Annotated in this window: 19 protein-coding genes; 5 read left to right on the top strand and 14 right to left on the bottom strand. The window is 74.9% G+C overall.

The window, feature by feature from the left end; translation table 11 throughout:
• The 4 genes from ACWDNY_RS26140 to ACWDNY_RS26125 form a co-directional block, all read left to right on the top strand.
• Positions 1-606 (top strand): ADP-ribosylglycohydrolase family protein (locus ACWDNY_RS26140; RefSeq protein ID WP_451648239.1); only part of this gene is annotated, 606 nt, incomplete at its 5' end.
• Positions 594-1,964, top strand: a complete 1,371-nt coding sequence (locus ACWDNY_RS26135) for an ADP-ribosylglycohydrolase family protein (RefSeq protein WP_451648238.1) — start codon at positions 594-596, stop codon at positions 1,962-1,964. The genes ACWDNY_RS26140 and ACWDNY_RS26135, both read left to right, overlap by 13 nt.
• A 64-nt stretch (positions 1,965-2,028) precedes the next feature.
• Positions 2,029-3,318, top strand: a complete 1,290-nt coding sequence (locus ACWDNY_RS26130) for a CaiB/BaiF CoA transferase family protein (RefSeq protein ID WP_451648237.1) — start codon at positions 2,029-2,031, stop codon at positions 3,316-3,318.
• Positions 3,315-4,202: an HpcH/HpaI aldolase/citrate lyase family protein gene (locus tag ACWDNY_RS26125; protein WP_451648236.1), complete on the top strand. Its 888-nt coding sequence runs from the start codon at positions 3,315-3,317 to the stop codon at positions 4,200-4,202. Before ACWDNY_RS26130 ends, ACWDNY_RS26125 begins: the two co-directional genes overlap by 4 nt.
• A 107-nt stretch (positions 4,203-4,309) precedes the next feature.
• Here ACWDNY_RS26125 and lgt read toward each other — a convergent pair whose 3' ends face one another.
• The 11 genes from lgt to hisI form a co-directional block, all read right to left on the bottom strand.
• The gene (gene lgt, locus ACWDNY_RS26120) at positions 4,310-5,428 is read right to left on the bottom strand and encodes a prolipoprotein diacylglyceryl transferase (RefSeq protein WP_451648235.1); all 1,119 of its coding nucleotides are present in this window, start codon (positions 5,426-5,428) and stop codon (positions 4,310-4,312) included.
• A gap of 105 nt (positions 5,429-5,533) precedes the next feature.
• Positions 5,534-6,313 carry a DsbA family protein gene (locus tag ACWDNY_RS26115; RefSeq protein ID WP_451648234.1) on the bottom strand — a complete coding sequence of 260 codons (780 nt, stop codon included), beginning with the start codon at positions 6,311-6,313 and terminating at the stop codon, positions 5,534-5,536.
• Positions 6,314-6,412: 99 nt separating this feature from the next.
• Complete coding sequence (trpA, locus tag ACWDNY_RS26110; RefSeq protein WP_451648233.1) at positions 6,413-7,231, bottom strand: tryptophan synthase subunit alpha; 819 nt, start codon at positions 7,229-7,231, stop codon at positions 6,413-6,415.
• On the bottom strand, positions 7,228-8,514 hold the full coding sequence (gene trpB, locus ACWDNY_RS26105) for a tryptophan synthase subunit beta (protein WP_451648232.1): 1,287 nt from the start codon (positions 8,512-8,514) through the stop codon (positions 7,228-7,230). Before trpB ends, trpA begins: the two co-directional genes overlap by 4 nt.
• 526 nt (positions 8,515-9,040) lie before the next feature.
• The gene (trpM, locus tag ACWDNY_RS26100; RefSeq protein WP_451648231.1) at positions 9,041-9,235 is read right to left on the bottom strand and encodes a tryptophan biosynthesis modulator TrpM; all 195 of its coding nucleotides are present in this window, start codon (positions 9,233-9,235) and stop codon (positions 9,041-9,043) included.
• A 47-nt stretch (positions 9,236-9,282) separates the two neighbouring features.
• Positions 9,283-10,092 carry an indole-3-glycerol phosphate synthase TrpC gene (gene trpC / locus ACWDNY_RS26095; protein WP_451648230.1) on the bottom strand — a complete coding sequence of 270 codons (810 nt, stop codon included), beginning with the start codon at positions 10,090-10,092 and terminating at the stop codon, positions 9,283-9,285.
• Between the two features lie 166 nt (positions 10,093-10,258).
• Positions 10,259-10,747: a DUF2752 domain-containing protein gene (locus ACWDNY_RS26090; protein WP_451648229.1), complete on the bottom strand. Its 489-nt coding sequence runs from the start codon at positions 10,745-10,747 to the stop codon at positions 10,259-10,261.
• Positions 10,748-10,920: 173 nt separating this feature from the next.
• Positions 10,921-11,166 carry an HGxxPAAW family protein gene (locus ACWDNY_RS26085; protein WP_451648228.1) on the bottom strand — a complete coding sequence of 82 codons (246 nt, stop codon included), beginning with the start codon at positions 11,164-11,166 and terminating at the stop codon, positions 10,921-10,923.
• 144 nt (positions 11,167-11,310) lie between these two features.
• Positions 11,311-11,958: a TIGR02234 family membrane protein gene (locus ACWDNY_RS26080; protein ID WP_451648227.1), complete on the bottom strand. Its 648-nt coding sequence runs from the start codon at positions 11,956-11,958 to the stop codon at positions 11,311-11,313.
• A gap of 71 nt (positions 11,959-12,029) precedes the next feature.
• Positions 12,030-13,544 carry an anthranilate synthase component I gene (locus ACWDNY_RS26075; protein ID WP_451648226.1) on the bottom strand — a complete coding sequence of 505 codons (1,515 nt, stop codon included), beginning with the start codon at positions 13,542-13,544 and terminating at the stop codon, positions 12,030-12,032.
• An 11-nt stretch (positions 13,545-13,555) separates the two neighbouring features.
• A complete protein-coding gene (hisI, locus tag ACWDNY_RS26070) occupies positions 13,556-13,948 on the bottom strand; it encodes a phosphoribosyl-AMP cyclohydrolase (protein ID WP_451648225.1) in 393 nt (130 codons plus the stop codon).
• A gap of 139 nt (positions 13,949-14,087) precedes the next feature.
• On the opposite strand from hisI, the gene ACWDNY_RS26065 reads away from it, so the two are divergent.
• On the top strand, positions 14,088-14,723 hold the full coding sequence (locus ACWDNY_RS26065) for a TIGR03085 family metal-binding protein (RefSeq protein WP_451648224.1): 636 nt from the start codon (positions 14,088-14,090) through the stop codon (positions 14,721-14,723).
• A gap of 220 nt (positions 14,724-14,943) precedes the next feature.
• Here ACWDNY_RS26065 and ACWDNY_RS26060 read toward each other — a convergent pair whose 3' ends face one another.
• The 3 genes from ACWDNY_RS26060 to hisF all read right to left on the bottom strand — a co-directional run bounded on the left by ACWDNY_RS26060 (position 14,944) and on the right by hisF (position 17,690).
• Complete coding sequence (locus ACWDNY_RS26060; RefSeq protein ID WP_451648223.1) at positions 14,944-16,200, bottom strand: MFS transporter; 1,257 nt, start codon at positions 16,198-16,200, stop codon at positions 14,944-14,946.
• A 13-nt stretch (positions 16,201-16,213) separates the two neighbouring features.
• A complete protein-coding gene (locus tag ACWDNY_RS26055; protein WP_451648222.1) occupies positions 16,214-16,804 on the bottom strand; it encodes an ArsR/SmtB family transcription factor in 591 nt (196 codons plus the stop codon).
• Between the two features lie 130 nt (positions 16,805-16,934).
• Positions 16,935-17,690, bottom strand: coding sequence for an imidazole glycerol phosphate synthase subunit HisF (gene hisF / locus ACWDNY_RS26050; RefSeq protein WP_451648221.1), 756 nt, complete (start codon positions 17,688-17,690; stop codon positions 16,935-16,937).
• Between the last annotated feature and the right edge of the window lie 22 nt (positions 17,691-17,712).

Here is a 17,712-nt window from a genome sequence, read left to right as displayed (position 1 = left end):
TCCCTCGCCCACGCCCTCGCGACGGGGCGGGCGGTGTTCGGTCATCGTGCGGTGGCGGCGGCCTGCACGCCCGGCGCGACACCGGACTCGGTGGTCGCCGCCTGCCTGTCCCTGGCGAAGGACGGCACGCGGGCGGCGATCGAGGCGGTGTGCGAGACCGCCGCCCGTCACACGGACTTCGAGTCGGCGCTGGACCCGCTGCGGGAGGCGGTCGCGCCCTTCGACACGGTGGGCCCCGACTACCGCAGCCCGTCGCTGGGCGCCCGCCGTCCCTCCCGTCTGCACGCCGTCGAGGAACTGCCCGTGGCGCTCGGCATGCTGGTCGTCTCCGGCGGCGACTTCCGCCACGCGGTGCTGGGCGCGGTGAACTACGGCCGCGACTGCGACTCCATCGCCACGATGGCGGGCGCGCTGGCCGGCGCGCTCGGCTGCCCGGTCCCCGCGGAGTGGGCGACGACGGTGGCGCAGGCGAGCCGCCTGGACCTGTGGGAGCCGGCCCGCACGCTGGCCGGCGTGACCCGGGAGGTCTTCGCGCGGGACGTCCGGCGGCGGCGCGCGCACGAGGAGGCGTTCGCCCGGATCGGGGGCACGGCGTGCTCCGGCTGACCTGGGTGCAGCCGGAGGACCTGCTCGGCCACGAGCTGCGCCAGGCCGCCCAGGACGGCCGCGAACCGTCGGCCGTCGCCGCCCGCTGGCGCGCCGCGGGCGGCCCGCAGGCGCCCGCGCGGGCGGGCGCCTCGCCCGAGCGGCCCTCGCGCTACCTGCGTCTGCTCGCGGAGGACCTGCTGGACGAGCTGGCGGAGCTGCCGAGCAGGCTGGCGGAGGCGGAGCCGACGGACCTGCCGGGGATCAGGGCCGGCTGCCCCGCCTGGCCCGCCCGGCGCGCGGCGGGCGCGCCCGGCCCGTCGCTGCGCACCCGGCTGGAGGCCGCCTGGCTGGGCCGCGCCGCCGGCTGCCTGCTCGGCAAGCCCGTCGAGAAGCTGCCCCTGACCGGCATCCGCCTCCTCGCCCGCGCCACCGGCAACTGGCCCCTCACCACCTGGTTCACCGCCCACGGCCTGCCCGCAGACCTGGCCGCCCGGTACCCGTGGAACCGGCGCTCCGCGGCGACCTCGCTCGCCGAGAACATCGACGGCATGCCCGAGGACGACGACCTCGACTACCCGCTGGTCGGCCTGCTGCTGCTCGCACGCCACGGCCGGACCTTCACCACCGCCGACGTGGCCCGCCTCTGGCTCGACGTCCTGCCCGCCGGCCGCACCTTCACCGCCGAACGCGTCGCCTACCGCAACCTGCTCACCGGCGTCGAACCCCCTCGCACCGCCCGTCACCGCAACCCCTTCCGGGAGTGGATCGGCGCGCTGATCCGCGCCGACGTGCACGGCTGGACGAATCCCGGCGACCCCGCGGCCGCCGCCGAGCAGGCCCACCGCGACGCCACCCTCACCCACACCGCCAACGGCGTCTACGCGGCCATGTTCACCGCCGCCGTCGTCGCCACCGCGGCCACCGGCGACCACGACGTCCACGCCTGCCTGGCCGCCGGCCTGAGCGTCGTGCCGCACGGCTCCCGGCTCGCCCGGGCGGTCCGGCACGCCGTGCGGCTGGCGCGCACGCACGAGGACTTCGACGCGGTCGTGGACGAACTGCACGCCACCCACTCCCCCACCTACCACTGGGTCCACGCCGTCCCCAACACCGCCCTGACCGCCGCCGCCCTCACCCACGCCGACGGCGACTTCGCGGGCTCCGTCTGCCGTGCCGTCTCCGGCGGCTGGGACACCGACTCCAACGGCGCCACGGCCGGCGGCATCGCCGGCCTGCTCGCCGGGAGTCCCGCCGCCCTGCCCGAGCGCTGGACGGGCCCGCTCAAGAACCGGCTGGCCACCTGCGTCGGCGACTTCGACGGCACCGGCTTCGACCACCTGGCCCACCTCACCTTCCTGGAGGCGTCCCGCCCATGACCGACCGCGACGTGTCACCGCCGGCGCCGTGCCACCGCACCGGAAGCGGGACGGGGCGCCCGTCATGACCGCATCCCGCCCCACCCCCCGTCCCGCCGCCGCGCAGCCCGCCGCACCGCCGGCCGGCGCCACCCCGCAGCCCGCCGCCGCGACCGGTGCCGTGCAGCCCGCCGCCCCGCTGGCCGGCCTGCGCGTCCTGGACCTCGCGACCCTCTTCGCCGGCCCGATCGCCGCCACCATGCTCGGCGACTTCGGCGCCGAGGTGATCAAGGTCGAGCATCCCGCGAAGCCGGACCCCTCCCGCGGTCACGGCCCGTCCAAGGACGGCGTCGGCCTGTGGTGGAAGCTGCTCGGCCGCAACAAGCGCGCGATCACCCTGGACCTGTCCCGGCCGGGCGGCCGCGCCACCCTGCTGCGCCTCGCCGCCACCGCCGACGTGATCGTCGAGAACTTCCGCCCCGGCACCCTGGAGAAGTGGGACCTCGGCTGGCCGGAGCTGTCCGCCGTCAACCCCCGGCTGGTCCTCGCCCGCGTCACCGCCTTCGGCCAGTTCGGCCCTTACGCCCACCGCCCCGGCTTCGGCACCCTCGCCGAGGCGATGAGCGGCTTCGCCGCGATCACCGGCGAAGCGGACGGGCCGCCGACGCTCCCGCCGTTCGGCCTGGCCGACTCGATCGCCGGTCTGGCCACCGCGTACGCGGTGATGACCGCGCTGGCGGCGCGTGAGCGCGCGGGCGGTGGCCAGGTGGTGGACATGGCGATCATCGAGCCGATCCTGACGGCCCTCGGACCCCAGCCCCTCTGGTACGACCAGCTCGGCCACGTCCAGCCCCGCACCGGCAACCGCACTCAGAACAACGCGCCCCGCAACACCTACCGCACGGCCGACGGCACCTGGGTCGCCGTGTCCACCTCGGCCCAGTCGGTGGCCGAACGCGTGATGCACCTGGTGGGCCGTCCGGAGCTGGTCGACGAGCCGTGGTTCGCCACCGGCGAGGGCCGGGCCCGGCACGCGGACGTCCTGGACACGGCGGTCGGGGGCTGGATCGCCCGGCACACCCGCACCGACGTGCTGACCGCCTTCGAGAAGGCGGAGGCGGCGATCGCGCCGGTCCAGGACGTCCGGGACGTGATGACCGACCCGCAGTACCAGGCCCTGGGCACCATCACGACGGTCGACGACCCCGAGCTGGGCGCGCTGCGCATGCAGAACGTCCTCTTCCGGCTCTCCGCCACCCCGGGCGCGATCCGCTGGGCGGGCCGCCCGCACGGCGCGGACACCGAGGCGGTACTCACCGAGCTGGGCCTCACCCCGGCGGAGCTGGCGGCGCTGCGGGCGGAGGGCGCCCTGTGACGCCCGCCGCCCCCTTCCCGCTGACCTGGCTCTACGCCCCCGGCGACCGCCCCCACGTCGTCGCCAAGGCCCTGGCGTCCGGCGCCGACATCGTCGTCGTCGACCTCGAGGACGCCGTCGCCCCGGACCGCAAGGACTACGCCCGCGACGCCACGGCCGAACTCCTGAGCGAGCCGGCGCCGGTCCCGGTCCACGTCCGCGTGAACGCCCTCGACGGGCCGCTCGCGGCGGCCGACCTCGACGCGATCGCGTACCTCCCCGGACTCGCCGGGCTGCGGCTGCCGAAGGTGAGCTCCGCCGAGCAGGTGGCGCGTGTCGCCGAGCGCACGGCGACGGCGGCGCGGGGCACGGCGCACCCGGACGGCGAGGGGCCCCGCGCGCCCGCCGGCGGGACGGGACCGCCGCTGTACGCGCTCCTCGAATCGGCCCTCGCCATCGAGCACGCCTTCGCCGTCGCCTCGGCCCACGGGTCGCTGCGCGGCGTGTCGATCGGCGAGGCGGACCTGCGGGCCGACCTCGGGGTCCTGGACGACGCGGGCCTCGACTGGTCCCGCGCCCGGGTGGTCGTCGCCGCGCGGGCGGCCGGACTCGCACCGCCCACCCAGTGCGTGCACCCCGACATCCGGGACCTGGAGGGGCTGGCGGCGTCCTGCGCCCACGGCCGCCGGCTGGGCTTCCTGGGCCGCGCGGCCATCCACCCGGGCCAGCTGCCGATCATCGAGCGGGCCTACCTTCCGACCGAGCGGGAGCTGGAGGAGGCCGAGACGATCATCAAGGCGGCCACGACACGGCAGGGCGCCCAGGCGTTGCCGGACGGCCGCTTCGTCGACGCAGCGGTGGTGGCGGCGGCGCAGCGCACCCTGTCCCTGGCGCGCAGATGCTGACGCCCGAAGAACCCATCCACCGCGCCTCTTCGCCTGCCCGTGCACGGCGAGGGCGCCCGGAAAGTCCCGGGCGCCCTCGTCCTCGTTCTCGTGGCACGGCAGGGGCGTCAGCCCTTCTTCGCCGCCGCCGATCCGGCCCCGTCCCTGACACCGGACGACGTGGCCTCGTCCTTCCCGTCCGCCGACGCGGTGTCGTCGTTCGCGCTCGACGGCGCGGCCTCGTCCTCCACCGCGGCGGAGGCGTCTGCGTCGGGTTCGCCGTCCGCGCCGGTACTCTCACCGGCGGCGGTCTTCCCGTCGGCAGCGGTCCTGCCGCCGGCCGTGGTCTTGTCCTCGGCGGCGGCCTTCCCGGCGCCGTCGGCGGCGGCCTCGGTCTCGGCCGCGGCGCCGGAGTCGCCGTCCAGGGGCTCGGCACCCGGTTCCACCACGGTCTCCCGGCCCGGCCGCTTCTTCGCGGAGATCGCGATGTACGCCACGGCCAGCAGGAACACGCCGAGCGCGGTCCAGTCGTTCAGGCGGAGGCCCAGGATGTGGTGGGCGTCGTCGACCCGCATGTACTCGATCCAGGCGCGGCCGACGCAGTACGCGGCGACGTACAGGGCGAACGCCCGGCCGTGACCCAGCCGGAAGCGGCGGTCGGCCCAGATGACCAGGAGGCCCACACCGAGGCACCACAGGGACTCGTACAGGAACGTCGGGTGGTAGTACCCGGGCACGCGGCCGTCGGCCGACGAGGTGATCTCCAGCGCCCACGGAACATGCGTCTCGCGCCCGTAGAGCTCCTGGTTGAACCAGTTGCCCCAGCGGCCGATCGCCTGCGCGAAGGCGATGCCCGGCGCGACGGCGTCGGCGTAGGAGGGCAGCGTGATGCCACGGCGGCGGCAGCCGATCCACGCGCCCAGCGCGCCGAGCGCGATCGCACCCCAGATGCCGAGGCCGCCCTCCCAGACCTTGAAGGCGTCCACCCAGTCACGGCCCTCGCTGAAGTACAGCTCGTAGTCCGTGACGACGTGGTAGAGCCGGCCGCCGACCAGGCCGAACGGGACGGCCCAGACAGCGATGTCGGCCACCGTGCCGCTGCGCCCGCCACGGGCGATCCAGCGCCTGTTGCCGAGCCAGACGGCGACGAAGACACCGATGATGATGCAGAAGGCGTAGCCGCGCAGCGGGATGGGGCCGAGGTACAGCACTCCGCGCGACGGGCTGGGGATGTAGGCAAGTTCCATGGCAGGGTCGACGCTACCGCAGCGGGACCGGCCGCACGGCCGGCTGCTCGGCTACGGGTCCATAACGGGCGGTGCGTGAAAGGCCGCATGTTCCCTCCACGGTCCTCATCCCTTGTCGGCGTTCTGGACCATCTGCTTCAGCTTCGCCGGGGTCATCGTCCGGTCCTTGTAGACGTTCTTGCCGTTCAGCAGGACGGTCGGTGTGCCCGAGAACCGGCCGGCCTCGAACGCCTTCTCTGACTTCTGCACCCAGCTGTCGTGTCTGCCGTCCTTGACGCAGCTGCGGAAGGCCGGGGTGTCCAGGCCCTCGACCTTGCCCGCGAGCTTGATCAGCTTGTCGTTGCTCGCGAAGGCGTCGTCGGTCTCCTTGGGCTGGTTGTCGAACAGCACGTCGTGGTACGGCGGGAACTTGCCGGCGTCCTGCGCGCAGGCGGCGGCGTTGCCCGCGCGCAGGGAGCCGCTGCCGCCGAGGTTGCTGTCGATGAGAGTGACCAGGTGGTACTCGGCCCTCAGGCTCCCCGCGTCGGTCAGCTCGTGGATCGTCGAGCGGTATGCCGACTCGAAGCCCCGGCAGGCCGGGCAGCGGAAGTCCTCCCACACGGTGAGCGTCGACTTCGCGGTGTCCTTGCCCACCGGGATCGCCAGGCTGTCCTTGCCCTGCGCGCCCGCGGGTGCCACCACCGGGCCCGCGGTGCTGGTCTTGTTCTTGTCCTTGCCGGAGTTCGCGGCCACGATGCCGATCACCGCCGCCAGGGCCAGGACGCAGACGACGCCGGCGCCCACGATCAGCGCCCGTCGCCGCTTCTCCGAGGACTTCTGCTTCTCCCGCTCGACCGCCAGCCGCTCCCGGGCGGTCCGCTTTCCGTCACGGTTCTTCTCGCTCACACCCCCAGAACGAACCGGGGAGGCGTAGCGCGCCTCCCCGGTCCCAGGTCCACCCGTTCGAGTGACCGAATGATCTGGACGGCCCCCGGCCGCCGGCCCCTACGCCTGGCCGCGCACGCCCCGCGCCAGCTCGCCGGCGAGCCGGCGGACGGCCTCGACACCGGCCTCGTCGTCCGGCGCGTCCAGCATCCGCTTGACGAAGGCCGAGCCGACGATCACGCCGTCGGCGAAGCCGGCCACCTCGGCCGCCTGGGCCCGGTCGGAGACGCCGAGCCCGACGCAGACCGGCAGGCCGGTGCCGGTGGCGCGGGTGCGCCGGACCAGGTCCCGGGCCTGCGTGCCCACCGAGTCGCGGGTACCGGTGACACCCATGAGCGAGGCGGCGTACACGAAGCCGGAGCCCGCCGCGGTGATCTCGGCCAGCCGTGCGTCCCTGCTGCTCGGCGCCACGACGAAGACCGTCGCCAGGCCGTGCTTCTCAGCGTGCTCGCGCCACAGCGCCGACTCCTGGACGGGCAGGTCGGGCAGGATGCAGCCCGCCCCGCCGGCCTCGGCGAGCTCCGCGGTGAACCGCTCGACGCCGTAGCGGTCGATCGGGTTCCAGTACGTCATGACGAGCACCGGCTTGCCGGTGGCCTCGTGGGTCTCCTTGACGGTGCGCATCACGTCCTTGATCTTGACGCCGCCGCGCAGGGCGATGTCGTCCGCGGTCTGGATGACCGGTCCGTCGAGGACGGGGTCGCTGTGCGGCAGCCCGACCTCCACGACATCGGCGCCGCCGTCGAAGGCGGCCTTGATCGCCTCGATGCCGCCGTCGACGGTGGGGAAGCCCGCCGGGAGGTAGGCGATGAGCGCCGAGCGGTCCTCCGCCCGGGCGGCGGCGAGGGTGTCGGTCAGCAGCTGGAGGTTCCCGCTCACTTGGCGTCCTCCTCGATCTCGGCGGCGTCGGCGTCGGCGTCCGCGGCCACGGTGGCGTCGGTGTCGTACAGGCCGAAGTAGCGGGCGGCGGTGTCCATGTCCTTGTCGCCGCGGCCGGAGAGGTTGACCACGATGAGCCCGTCCCCGCCCAGTTCCCGGCCGACCTCCAGGGCGCCGGCCAGCGCGTGGGCGCTCTCGATGGCCGGGATGATGCCCTCGGTGCGCGAGAGCAGGCGCAGTGCCTGCATGGCCGCGTCGTCCGTGACCGCGCGGTACTCACCGCGGCCGGAGTCCTTGAGGTAGGCGTGCTCCGGGCCGATGCCCGGGTAGTCCAGCCCGGCGGAGATGGAGTACGGCTCGGTGATCTGGCCCTCCTCGTCCTGCAGGACGTAGGAGCGGGAGCCGTGCAGGATGCCCGGCTCGCCGGCGGTCAGGGTGGCCGCGTGCTCACCGGTCTCGACGCCGTGACCCGCGGGCTCGCAGCCGACCAGGCGGACGCCTTCGTCGGGGATGAAGGCGTGGAAGAGGCCGATGGCGTTGGAGCCGCCGCCGACGCAGGCGACGGCGGCGTCGGGGAGGCGGCCGGTGCGCTCCAGGAGCTGGCGGCGGGCCTCGACGCCGATGACGCGGTGGAAGTCGCGGACCATGGCCGGGAAGGGGTGGGGTCCGGCGACGGTGCCGAAGAGGTAGTGGGTGTGGTCGACGTTGGCGACCCAGTCACGGAACGCCTCGTTGATGGCGTCCTTCAGGGTGCGGCTGCCGGACTTCACCGCGACCACCTCGGCGCCGAGCATGCGCATCCGGGCCACGTTCAGGGCCTGGCGCCGGGTGTCGATCTCGCCCATGTAGATGGTGCAGTCGAGGCCGAAGAGCGCGCAGGCGGTGGCGGTGGCGACACCGTGCTGCCCGGCGCCGGTCTCGGCGATGACGCGGGTCTTGCCCATGCGCCGGGTGAGCAGGGCCTGGCCGAGCACGTTGTTGATCTTGTGGGAGCCGGTGTGGTTGAGGTCCTCCCGCTTGAGGAAGACGCGGGCGCCGCCGGCGTGCTCGGCGAAGCGCGGGACCTCCGTCAGGGCGCTGGGGCGGCCGGTGTAGTGGACGAGCAGGTCGTCGAGCTCACGGGCGAACTCGGGGTCGGCCTTCGCCTTGTCGTACTCGACGGCGACCTCGTCCACGGCGGCGACGAGGGCCTCCGGGATGAACTTGCCGCCGAACGCGCCGAAGTAGCCCTCGGCGCTGGGGACCCGGCCATCCGGGTCGGGGATGAAGAACTCGCTGGGCATGCCATTACCTCGCAGGGGCGTCAGCCCCGGGGTCGGTCGGAACAGGGTCCTGCGGGCACGGCGCCGTCGTCCGCCCCGAGGGGGCGGGCAGGCGGAGACGGATGCGGGCAGGGCCCAAGGATCACGGTAGTCGGGTGCGCGTGCTGTCCGGGACTCTGCAGCGCCTCCGCCCGGCCCGACGGGCGGCGGGGGCACGGTGGCCTTCCCGGTCGGTGTCCCGGACGGTGCCCTGTGGACGAAGGCGGTCCCGGGCCCGTCGCCGTCGGCGGCAGGCGCCGCGCGGCGGAGGCGGTGTGGACCCCGGGACACGGAGCGTCCGGAGCAGGACCACACGAGCCGGGTGCCGCCGCGCCTGAGTGCGGCCGGCCCGGCGGGTCCTCCCCCACCCGGTGCCGTGTCCGCCGTTCGCGGGCCGCCGAACGGCGAGCCGTCACGGCGGCGTGGACCGGCGTCGCCGACCGGCGGGCGGACGACCGATACACGGGTACCCGGGCCGGCTCACCCGGCGGTCACCGGAAGAGGCGGTTCAGCTCACCCCGGACGCATGCACACGCCGGCGGCGCCATCGCATCCCGTTCACCTGGCCCGGCTCGTCACCGATGACGTACCGCACCCGGCGCCCGTGCACGCGGCGCGCGGGCGCACGGCAGCCCCGGGGCCGGCAGCCCCGCGCGAGGCGGGCGTACGGGTCCCTGCTGGGCTCGGTGATCGGAAGCGTCATCACGGCACACTCTACCGGCGGACGGCCGTCCGCAGGCCCGGCACCGCTCAGGCCCGGCCGTGCCGCAGCGCCGGGTGCGCCCCGGCGGCCACCAGGTCGGCGACGGCCGTCTTCGGGTCGCGGCCCGTGACGAGGGACTCGCCCACCAGGACCGCGTCGGCACCGGCGTTGGCGTAGGCGATGAGGTCGTGCGGGCCGCGGACACCGGACTCGGCGACCTTGACGATGCTGTCCGGGATCTCCGGCGCGATCCGCTCGAACGTCCCGCGGTCGACCTCCAGCGTCCTGAGGTTGCGGGCGTTGACGCCGATCACCTTGGCGCCCGCGTCCACCGCGCGGTCGGCCTCGTCCTCGTCGTGCACCTCGACCAGCGGGGTGAGGCCGATGGACTGGGCGCGCTCGATCAGCGACTCCAGGGCCGACTGCTCCAGGGCCGCGACGATCAGCAGGGCGAGGTCGGCGCCGTGCGCGCGTGCCTCCCAGAGCTGGTAGGAGGTGACGATGAAGTCCTTGCGCAGCACCGGGATGTCGACCCGGGCCCGGACGGCCTCCAGGTCGGCCAGCGAGCCGCCGAAGCGGCGCTGTTCGGTGAGGACGGAGATGACGGCCGCGCCGCCCGCCTCGTAGTCCGCGGCGAGCGCGGCCGGGTCGGCGATCGCGGCCAGCGCGCCCTTCGACGGGCTGGAGCGCTTGACCTCGCAGATCACCTTGACGCCGTCGCCGCGCAGGGCGGCCACCCCGTCCTTCGCCGGTGACGCCTTGGCCGCGCGCTCCTTGAGCTCGTCGAGGCTGACGCGCGCCTGCCGCTCCGCGAGGTCGGCACGGACTCCGTCGATGATCTCGTCGAGCACACTCACGCGAGCGGCCCCCTTCCAGACGGTTGACTGTTCAAGCGGGTCGAGCTGCCGCCGGCGGCCCGCCTCGGCAGACGAAACCGGTGGTCACTGCGATGGTATCCGGAGCGGGGTGGTGACCCCGCATCCGGTCCTCGGCGGTCCCACTACCTGGACATCCGCCAGTTGATCAAGGGCGGAGCCAGCCACCGAAGGGCAGGTTCCGGACAACGGAGAACGCCAGCAGCGCGGCGCCGAGGCTCCACAGGAGCGCCGGGTGGGGCTCGGCCCGCAGGGGCCGTCCGCGTGCCGCGTGGATCACCCAGACGGTCCACAGGACGGCGAAGGCCGCGTAGCCGGCGACGGCCGGGGCGTTGTCCCGCAGGGCGGCGAGGACGTCCCCGTGGACGACGGCGTGGGCGCTGCGCAGTCCGCCGCAGCCCGGGCAGTACAGGCCGGTGTAGCGCAGCAGCGGGCAGGCGGGGTAGTGACCGGGCTCGCCGGGATCCACGGTGCCGACGTAGGCGAAGGCGCCGGCGACGGCGGCCAGCACCGCCCCGGGGACGGCCAGCCGCCGCAGCACGGCACCGGCCCGGTCCGGCGCGGCGCCGCGGTCCCGCGCGCCCCTCGGACGGGGGGTCGGCGTCCCCCTGCGGCTGTCGGCGTTCACGCCTCGCATTCTGCCCCGTGGGCCGCACGCGTGCGCGGCGGCGGTGGCGCCGGCGGGTCCGGCCGCCGTGCGGGTCCGTGGCCGCGGCTCTCGCCACGGCACGCGCGAGGGGCGGACCCCGCGCCTGCCGGCGCCGGGTCCGCCCCTCGGCCCAGGTGGTACGGGTCCGCCCGTACGGACCGTCAGCTCCTGGCGTGCGCCTCGCTCTTGGGGCCGACCTGGTGCACCGGGTGCTCGCTCTTCTGCCCCAGGCCCATCATGCGCATGATGCCGCCGACGACACCGCCGAGCAGCACGACCGCGATACCGGCCCAGAAGCCGACCGGCTGAGCCATCACCATGAAAGCGCCCGCGGCGCAGAAACCGATGAAGGCGATGATGACACCGGTCCAGGCGGCCGGGGTGTGACCGTGGCTGCTGCCCGCCATGACTTGCTCCTCGTTGCTGTGTACGTGTCCGAGCCGGACGCTCTTCGCCCATTGTCCCGTACGCGCCCGGCCGGCGTCAGCGGGGGTCGGTCCTCGCCGCGCCCGTTCCACCACCGCGGGACGGCGGCCGCGGGGCCCCGGACGTCAGGCCGGTCCGGTGCCGGTCGGGTCCTCGCCTCGGTCGAGGGCCTTCCACAGGTCCTCGGGGCGGTCGGGGTCGACGGGACGCGGCGCCCGCGCGCGGGGCGCTCCCGAGCGCTCGTAGCGGCCGGACATCGCCGGCCACCGCCCGCCGAAGCGCAGGGCCAGGAGACCGGCGAGGAGGATCAGGGCACCGCCGGCCGCGGCGACGTACGGCCAGCCGGTGTGGGTCAGCGCGGCCGCGGTGGCCGCGGTGTCGCCGGAGGCCTGCGCGGCCTTCTCGTCGAGTGCGGAGGCGTCGTGGGCTCCGGTCAGGGCCGCCGCCAGGACGCCCGCGCCGGACAGGGTCAGCAGGGCGGCCACGACGACGCGGCCGGCGCGGCGGACGGCGAAGACGGCCACGAGGGCGGCCAGGCCCACTATCGCCAGCGCCGCGGGCACGCCCGTGATGTCGCTGCCCTTCGCGGTCAGGGGGAAGGCGCCGCCGGCCACCGTCGCGGTGCCCTCCGCCCAGCGCTGCCGGGTGGCCAGCAGGGCCACGGCCGCGCCGAGGGCGCCGCTGAGCAGGGCGGCGGCGAGGCTGCAGCGGGCGGGCCGGGCGGAGGCGGCGGCTTCGGGACGGGGGTGGGGTACAGCAGTCACGTGGTCCACTATCGCCTGAACCCCGGGCGAACCGTCACCCGGCCCCCCTTACCGCCCAGCCGGCTCGGGTCCGCCTGCCCCTACCGCCCCAGCCGGTTGGCGGTGTGCACCGCCCGCAGCACGGCGGCCGCCTTGTTGCGGCACTCGGTGTCCTCGGCGACGGGGTCGGAGTCGGCCACGATGCCCGCTCCGGCCTGGACGTAGGCCGTGCCGTCGCGCAGCAGCGCCGTGCGGATGGCGATGGCGGTGTCGGAGTCGCCCGCGAAGTCGAGGTAGCCGACGCAGCCGCCGTACAGCCCGCGCCGGGAGGGTTCGAGTTCGTCGATGATCTGCATCGCCCGCGGCTTCGGCGCTCCGGAGAGGGTGCCCGCCGGGAAGCAGGCCGTCAGCACGTCGAAGGCGGTGCGGCCGGTGGCGACCCGGCCGGTCACGGTCGAGACGATGTGCATGACGTGCGAGTACCGCTCGACGGACATGAAGTCGACGACCTCCACGGAGCCGGGCTCGCAGACCCGTCCGAGGTCGTTGCGTCCGAGGTCGACCAGCATCAGGTGCTCGGCGCGCTCCTTGGGGTCGGCCAGCAGCTCCTCGGCGAGGGCCTGGTCCTCCTGCGGGGTGGCGCCGCGCGGCCGGGTGCCCGCGATGGGGTGCACCATGGCCCTCCCGTCCTCGACCTTCACCAGCGCCTCGGGGGACGAGCCGACCACGTCGAACGCCTCCCCGTCCGCGCTCGGGAACCGGAACAGGTACATGTACGGCGATGGGTTGGTCGCCCGCAGGACCCGGTAGACATCCAGCGCGCCGGCCGTGCACGGCGTCTCGAACCGCTGCGAGGGCACCACCTGGAAGGCCTCGCCCGCGCGGATGCGCTCCTTGACGTCCTCCACGGCCGCCCGGAAGTCCTCGCCGCCCCACCGGGCGGTGTACTCGGGAAGTTCGGAGGGCGGCAGGGCGGCCGGCGGCTGGGCGACCGGGCGGGACAGGTCCGCCTCCATGGCGTCCAGACGGGCGATCGCGTCGGCGTGTGCCTGGTCGACGCCGGTGTCGAGGTCGTTGTGGTTGATCGCGTTGGCGATCAGCAGGACGGTGCCGTCCCAGTGGTCGAGGACCGCGAGGTCCGAGGTGAGCAGCATCGTCAGCTCGGGCAGCCGCAGGTCGTCCCGCTCGCCGGGGCCGATCTTCTCCAGACGGCGCACGACGTCGTAGCCGAGATAGCCGACCATGCCGCCGGTGAAGGGCGGCAGGCCCAGGTCGTCGGCGAGGTCGCGGGGGGTGTGCAGGGCCTCCACGGTGGCCCGCAGGGCGGCGAGGGGGTCACCCTCGGCGGGGACGCCGACCGGCGGGGTGCCGAGCCAGTGGGCCTGCCCGTCGCGCTCGGTGAGGGCGGCGGCGCTGCGGACACCGACGAACGAGTACCGGGACCAGGTGAACGCGGAGCGCCCGTTCTCCGCGGACTCCAGCAGGAAGGTGCCGGGGCGCTCGGCGGCGAGCTTGCGGTAGAGGGCGACCGGGGTGTCACCGTCGGCGAGGAGCTTGCGCGTGACCGGGATGACCCGACGGTCGGTGGCCAGCTTGCGGAAGGTCTCGAGGTCCATGGCGGCCGACCCTACTGATCCGAGGCCGGCGCGCCGGCCTCGGTGTCCTTCAGCAGGACGTCGGCGTCGAAGCAGGTGCGCTCACCGGTGTGGCAGGCGGCGCCGACCTGGTCGACCTTGACCAGCAGGGTGTCGGCGTCGCAGTCGAGGGCGACGGACCTGACGTGCTGGACGTGCCCGGAGGTGTCGCCCTTGACCCAGTACTCCTGACGGCTGCGCGACCAGTAGGTGCAGCGGCCGGTCGTCAGCGTGCGGTGGAGCGCCTCGTCGTCCATCCAGCCGAGCATCAGCACCTCGCCGGTGTCGTACTGCTGGGCGATCGCGGGGAGGAGTCCGTCGGCGCTGCGCTTGAGGCGCGCGGCGATCCCGGGGTCGAGGCTGCTGGGAGGAGGCGTGCTGGTCATGAGTGCCATTGTGCCGCGCGGAGCGGGGCCCCCGTCCCGCCGGTCCACCGGCTGAACGCGGACGCCACCGCCGGCACGGCACGGCGAGCCGGGCGGCGACGGGTGGGCGGAGCAGGCGCGTGGCCGTAGGCTGACCCGCATGTCGACCTTCGCCAAGCGTGAACGGCTCCTGCTCGCCGACCTCTTGGAGACCACCGGTCCGGACGCCCCCACCCTCTGCGAGGGCTGGCGGACACGTGATCTGGCGGCGCACCTGGTGGTGCGCGAGCGCCGTCCCGACGCGGCCGGGGGAGCGCTGATCAAGCAGCTCGCACCCCGTCACGACAGAGTCCTGGAGGAGTACGCGGCCAAGCCCTACGAGGAGCTCGTCCGGCTCATCCGTACCGGCCCGCCGCGCTTCTCGCCCTTCCAGCTCAAGCAGATCGACGAGGCGGCCAACACCGTCGAGTTCTACGTCCACACCGAGGACGTCCGCCGTGCCCAGCCCGACTGGACCCCGCGCGAGCTCGACGCCGTCTTCCAGGACACTCTGTGGTCCCGTCTGGAGCGGGTCGCGCGGCTGCTCGGCCGCGGCGTGCCGACGGGCGTGGTGCTGCGCCGCCCCGACGGGCAGACGGTCGTCGCGCGCCGGGGCACCCCGGTGGTGACCGTGACCGGCGAGGCGTCCGAGCTGCTGCTGTTCGCCTTCGGCCGCCAGGACCAGGCCCGGGTGGAGCTGGACGGGGACAAGGGCTCCATCGCCGCGCTGCGGGAGACGAGGCAGCTGGGCTTCTGAGCCGGGCCGAGTTCAGCGGGTGGTCCGGACCGGTGGGGCAGCGGGCTCGCGCGGCCGGCGGACCGGCCGGATCCACCGGGCTCGTCCGGACCAGCCGACCGGCCCGGTCCACCGGGCCTCTCCGGACCGGCCGACCGGTGGGGCAGGGGCTCGTGCGGGCCGGGCGGACCGGTCCGCCCGGCGACGGTGTCGCGGTGGGCCGGTGCGGGCGTCCGGTGGTTCAGCGGGGCAGTTCGGCGCGGCGCAGGTCGCGGACGGCCAGGGCGACCACCCCGCCGAGGCCGCAGACGGCCGCGCTGGCGACGAACACCGGGCCGGTCCCCCACGCCCCGATCGCGGCGGCGGACAGCGGCATGCCGAGCGGCGCCAGGCCGAGGCTGACCAGGCCGGCGACGGCGGTGACCCGGCCGAGGTAGACGGGGTCGGTCAGGGTCTGCAGCAGCGCACCGCACAGGGCGCCGCTCAGCCCGGCCAGCAGGCCGACGAGCAGCGCCACGCCGACGGCGGCGAGGACGCCCGGGACGAAGGCCAGGGCACCGATCGCCACGGAGCCCGCCAGGACGGCGTACGCGGTGACCCGCCCCGCGTACGGGACCCTGCCGCGCACGGCCAGCAGCAGCGAGGCGGCCCCCGCCCCGACGCCGAAGCCGGCCAGCACCCAGCCCATTCCCGGCGCACCCCAGCCCCGTTCGTCGGCGAGCAGGGTCAGGCCCACGTTGAACGGGCCGACGAAGCCGAGGTCGCCGAGCGCGATGGTCAGCAGCAGCGGGGCCAGAACGCGGTGGTGGCGGATGTGGCGCAGGCCCGCCACCAGGTCGTGCCAGGCGGTACCGGCGGCGGCGCCGGAGCCGTCGCCGGTGGGCAGCCCGCGCACCCGCACGCGTATCAGCAGGGGCAGGGACAGGGCGATCAGCAGCCCGGCGAGGGCGAAGGCGGCCGCCGCGCCGCCGAGCGCGACGGCGAGGCCGCCGAGCGGTGCGCCGGTGACGCTCGCGAGCCGGATCGCCATGCCCCGCATGCCGTGCACCCGCGCCAGCTGGTCCGTCCGGGTGATCCGCGCGGGCAGGGCGCCCACGGCGGGCATGAACACCGCGTCGACGGTCCCGAACACCAGGGCGAGAGCGGTCAGCGGCCATAGGCCGGGGCGGGTGAGGAACAGCAGCGCCGCCGCCCCGAGCACGGCCGCGCAGCGGACGGCGTCACTGCCGATGACGACGCGGCGCGGGCCGAACCGGTCGGCGACCACTCCACCGGCCAGCATCAGCAGGGTTCGCGGCAGCGCGCTGACGGCCGTCACGAGCCCGGCCTGCGCGGGCGTCCCGGACTGGACCGCGGCCCAGGACAGGGTGATCCAGTAGACGTTGTCGCCGACCATCGACGACGTGTAGGCGGCGAGCCAGCGCAGCACGTTGCCGTCGCGGTGGGCCGGACGCGCGGCGGCCGGTCTCGCCGTAGGTGTCGGGGAGGAGGTCGTCACGGCGGTGGCCCTCTCAGACGCGGAAGGGGAAGGCGTACGTGTGCACGGCGACGTTCTCGCGGCCCTCGGTGTCCCCGGCAGCGTCCGCGGCGCGGCCCCGCTCCTGGTAGCCGCGGACGAGCGCGAGCATGTCCGCGACCAGCTCGGACAGTTCGTCCACGGTCAGCCGCAGCACCGCCTCGGAGGACTCGGCCGCGGCGTTCCACTCGGGGCTCCACTGCGACCGTTCGTCCAGGAAGCGCCGGTACATCCCGGTGCGCTGCTCGTGGAAGAGGCGGCCGGCCGCCGTACGCGCGGCCGCCTTCTCCGGGGCGTCCCGGAAGTCCTCGTCGCGGATGCTCAGCCCGTCGGACGCGGGCTCCCACCAGCGTTCCCGGCTGTCCTCGCTGCGCGGCTCGGCCGGCTGGATCAGTCCGTACTCGGCGAGCTTGCGCAGGTGGTAGCTGACCAGGGAGACGGCCTCGCCGACCTGCGCGGCGAGCTGGGAGGCGGTCGCGGCGCGGGCGACGGTCAGCCCCCGGTAGAGCCGCATGCGCAGCGGATGCGCGAGCGCCTTCAGTGTGCCCAGGTCGGTGATGTGGCGGTCCCGCTCCCTGTCGCTCATGCCCGGAGCCTAGAAAGGAAAGGAAAGTTGCGCAATATTATTTGCGCAATATCTCCTGCCCTTCGGCGCACGAAAGAGCCCCGGCCACCCCCTGGGCGACCGGGGCCGGGGCCGGGGGCCCGGCGCGGCGTCACCGCACCGGCCGGCCGGCCTCACGCAGCGTCTGCTTCACCTGGCCGATACGCAGGTCGCCGAAGTGGAACACGGACGCGGCCAGCACCGCGTCCGCGCCCGCCGCGACCGCCGGCGGGAAGTCGGCGAGCTTGCCCGCACCGCCCGAGGCGATCACCGGCACGCTCACGTGCTTGCGGACCGCCGCGATCATCTCCAGGTCGTAGCCGTCCTTCGTACCGTCGGCGTCCATGGAGTTCAGCAGGATCTCGCCGGCGCCCAGTTCGGCCGCCCGGTGCGCCCACTCCACCGCGTCGATGCCGGTGCCGCGGCGGCCGCCGTGCGTGGTCACCTCGAAGCTCCCGGACTGCGTGCGCCGCGCGTCCACCGACAGCACCAGCACCTGCCGGCCGAAGCGCTCGGCGATCTCCCGGATCAGGTCGGGGCGGGCGATGGCGGCCGTGTTCACGCCCACCTTGTCGGCGCCCGCCCGCAGCAGCCTGTCCACGTCCTCGGCCGTGCGGACGCCGCCGCCCACCGTCAGCGGGATGAACACCTGCTCGGCGGTGCGGCGCACCACGTCGTACGTCGTCTCGCGGTCGCCGGAGGAGGCGGTGATGTCCAGGAACGTCAGCTCGTCGGCGCCCTCGGTGTCGTACACCTTGGCCATCTCGACCGGGTCGCCCGCGTCGCGCAGGTTCTGGAAGTTGACGCCCTTGACGACCCGGCCGTTGTCCACGTCCAGGCAGGGGATGACTCGGACCGCCAGGGTCATGAGGTCCACGGCTCCTTACGAA

This window comes from Streptomyces sp. NPDC003697, assembly GCF_053587115.1.
This window is presented reverse-complemented; position numbering and strand designations above follow the sequence as displayed.